This is a genomic window from Synechococcus lacustris str. Tous (assembly GCF_003011125.1).
Classification (GTDB): domain Bacteria; phylum Cyanobacteriota; class Cyanobacteriia; order PCC-6307; family Cyanobiaceae; genus Synechococcus_D; species Synechococcus_D lacustris.
Genome location: NZ_PXVC01000127.1, coordinates 1 through 3,170 on the forward strand (window position 1 = coordinate 1; position 3,170 = coordinate 3,170).

The window sequence follows — 3,170 nt, forward strand, 5'->3', positions numbered from 1 at the left end:
CAGCAGTGGCAAGGGCGTGCCTCTGCTATTTGCGCGCCAGTATTTGTTTTGCAGCCAGATCACCCCTTGGCAAAAAGCATCTACTAAATCGTCATTTGCAGCATTAGGAAAACCAAGTAATTCATTTATTAATTCGTCATTACCAGGATTAAAAGCAAGCTGTCCTGCTTCCATTAGTGGCGCTGCTGCATGGGCCCGGCTTGATTTGCTACCAACAGGTCGTATCGCAATCAAACCAGGGATTTGTCGTCGTAATAGCTGACAGACCGCTGGCCCATTAGCTGCATCTTCTATTAAAACTGCATCAGGGCTTAAACCCTGCTCTGAAAGTATTTGCAGAGTTTTGGTGAGATGTTTTAAAACGCCTGGTAAATCCAAATGTTGGTGTTCACTTGCAAGGACCTCAATTCTGTGGCACCCAGAAGGCGAAGCGGATAAAACTTGTTGGTTTTGCCCCTGTGGTGTTTGCCCCCTTGGGGCTTGTCCCTTTGGGACTAATGCAGCGGAGGGATGCAGCTGCATACCTTTTGTTTTTGCAGCCTGTGCCGGATGAATTGGAGTGGTTTCAGGTATTAGGCCAAGTAAAACAAAAGCGCAGTAGTCATTTGTATCTGCGCCTTTAAAACTCAAATCACAACTAAGCACTAAAGGCGCATACTTTGACCCTGTGGGTCTTGGGCCTCGGGCCTCGGGCCTTTGGCTCTTTGGGCCTGTGTATTTAATCCATTGACGTTGAAATAGCAGTCCATCAGCTGGTGATGGTCGTTGTTGATATAAAGCGTTCCACCAATAAAGGCCAGCTCKAATRCGTATTTGATTTAGTTCAGTTAATGGGAATCGTTCAGGGCATARCGCTTCTCCWGGTTGTCGCCAATCAGGAATAACAGTGACCGTTGSAGGGAATACWGGCTGCGCTTCGCAGATGGCTGGGAGGTTCAGAACATGCCAATGCTGAGGAGCATCACCATTTTCTTGTTCCATCAACCAACCGATCAAATCATCCTGATGCCAACGGGTTAGCACTACTACCTGAGCTGCACTTGCCCCAGAGGGGCTTGTTAACCCTGGTGCTGCCCCTTTGGGGCTAACCCCCGGTGTAATCCCCGGTTCTGCGCGGGTAAGCCAKACCGATTGGAACCATTCGATTAGTTTTTTGCGTTGCGCAGCAGATCCTGCATCTTCTGGGCCTTTATATGGATCATCAATAATTCCAAGTGCATAACCTTTTCCTGTAAATGGTCCGCGTACTCCTGCTGCAATGCAACCACCGCGATCTGGGGTAAGCCAATTACCAACAGCAGTACTATCTTTTGATAATTGATGATTGGCTGTTACGTAATAATGACGMGCYTCMCGKGAATGGGCATAAGCAAGTTCAGCAGAATAAGAAGCGATTGCGCAAAAACGAGAAGGGTAACGGCTTATCCAATAAGCAGGAAATAATTTTGATACAAGTAATGATTTACCTGTACGCGGCGGGATAGTAACGATTAAACGATTTARRGTGCCATCTGCTATYTGCTCACATAAASCRATCAGCTTATTTGCCCAGGTATGAAAGGCATAATCAGGGTAAGCAGTCGCAATAAAATCATGAAAGGTCTTTTGTTTGGTTTTTAATTGTTTAAATGCAGGATCAGGAACAGCCAATAAACCCCAATCAGCCCAGGGATCAATGGCYGGATCTAGSAGCAAACCAGTCATCAGCTGTTCCTGGAACCGCCAGTGCTATCAGGTGCTTTGAGTGGTGCACGTAAAATGCCACCGATTTCAGCAATAACGCGAAAGGCACCAACAGCAGCGTTGTATTGTTCCTTATTAGTTGCCTTACGCGCTAATTCATTAAGCGCATAAATTTGCTCAGCAGTATGACGTTTGCGATCGGAGATTAAGTCTTCTACCATGCGATCACGAGCAAGATTGAGATAACGGTTAACGGTCTGAGTATTTTGTATTCCCCAACTAGTTCGAGCCTTTTCAATTATGATTACCATTGGCAAACGTTCAGCAAGCCATAACTGACTTTCTGCTATTCGTCGCTCCACCTCCTGCCTAGATGGTCTTGGTGGAGGTGCGGCAACACCTTTTGGKCGGCGGGGAGGATTGTTTTTACCGAGCGGACGGCTTGGATCAACGGGGAYATAGAGCGGCTTGCCGTTWTCGTCTTCTGCATTAGCAGCGCAACGCAATTCCTCAATGGAATCAACGGTGCAGCTATCGCCATCAGCCACAGAAAACAAGAATAAACTTTGATTTGATATTAGCAGCTATGGTCAACTTCTGAGCATACGCGGATATGGGAGAGGGTATAAAKCGGCTAGACGCTAGGGATAGCGTGATATGCTTCCGTACYGCTACGCATGAAAAAGGGAGTCAAGCGACTCCCGTGTATGCGTAGCRCAAAACCTAGTTAATCGTATCAYATGTCTRCTGCTTTTGCGCCATCTGGTGTCAAATCGCCGTGCCCAATTTGCGGGCGAACTAAAGATGGTGATTGCAGAATAGCTAGTGATGGCAGGGTTTTCTGCCATACAAAGCGTAATGGGAAGCTCGGTAAGGCTTCTATTGATAACCCGTCCTATGTCTATCTAGGGCAATCGCAAGAAGCCCAGGGCTGCGGGATGTGGAAGCTAGACGCTTCCACTCTTAAGGCACCACGGCCAAATGGAATAAGGCATTTTKATTACCGCTTTTGGGATGGGGCGCSMTGCCCGGTGCAAAGGYTTAGGAAGGATTCAGCAGGCGGCAAGCAAGTTGCTTGGTGTAAGGGCGGTTTAGGTGGGCGRCCCCAAAGCGATGTTGCACCTTATCTATGGGAAAAGATTGGAGATGCAAAACGGCTGTTTGTGGTTAGGGGTGAGCTGAAAGCTGARCTGCTWKCTGGCAAGGGGTTTACRGCCATCAGCCTGCTAAACCAGAAGGATGAAGTGCTTGTGGCAAAGCTCCAGGCGATGCAATCCAATGGGGTTGAGATCGTATTGGTGCCTGATTGCGATGCAGCCGATCTAGATAAGTGGTTCAGGTATCTATCAARYGAAGTGCCTGGGGTCAAACAACTACTGGCCCCTGGGCTGCCGTGGGGCACGCCACCAGCTGATGGTGGTTTGGGTATTGAGGATTGGATCTACGCGAAGAGTCCATCAAACGATCAGATTGCAGCGACCATCAGT

3 protein-coding genes are annotated in these 3,170 nt (G+C 48.1%); 1 reads left to right on the forward strand and 2 read right to left on the reverse strand.

The window, feature by feature from the left end:
* A partial coding sequence (locus tag C7K08_RS13190; protein ID WP_106501017.1) for a phage terminase large subunit family protein occupies positions 1–1,704 on the reverse strand: 1,704 nt, incomplete at its 3' end.
* Positions 1,704–2,231: a hypothetical protein gene (locus C7K08_RS13195; RefSeq protein ID WP_241537268.1), complete on the reverse strand. Its 528-nt coding sequence runs from the start codon at positions 2,229–2,231 to the stop codon at positions 1,704–1,706. The genes C7K08_RS13195 and C7K08_RS13190, both read right to left, overlap by 1 nt.
* 696 nt (positions 2,232–2,927) lie before the next feature.
* On the opposite strand from C7K08_RS13195, the gene C7K08_RS16175 reads away from it, so the two are divergent.
* On the forward strand, positions 2,928–3,170 hold a 243-nt coding region (locus tag C7K08_RS16175), incomplete at its 3' end, for a hypothetical protein (protein WP_206603869.1).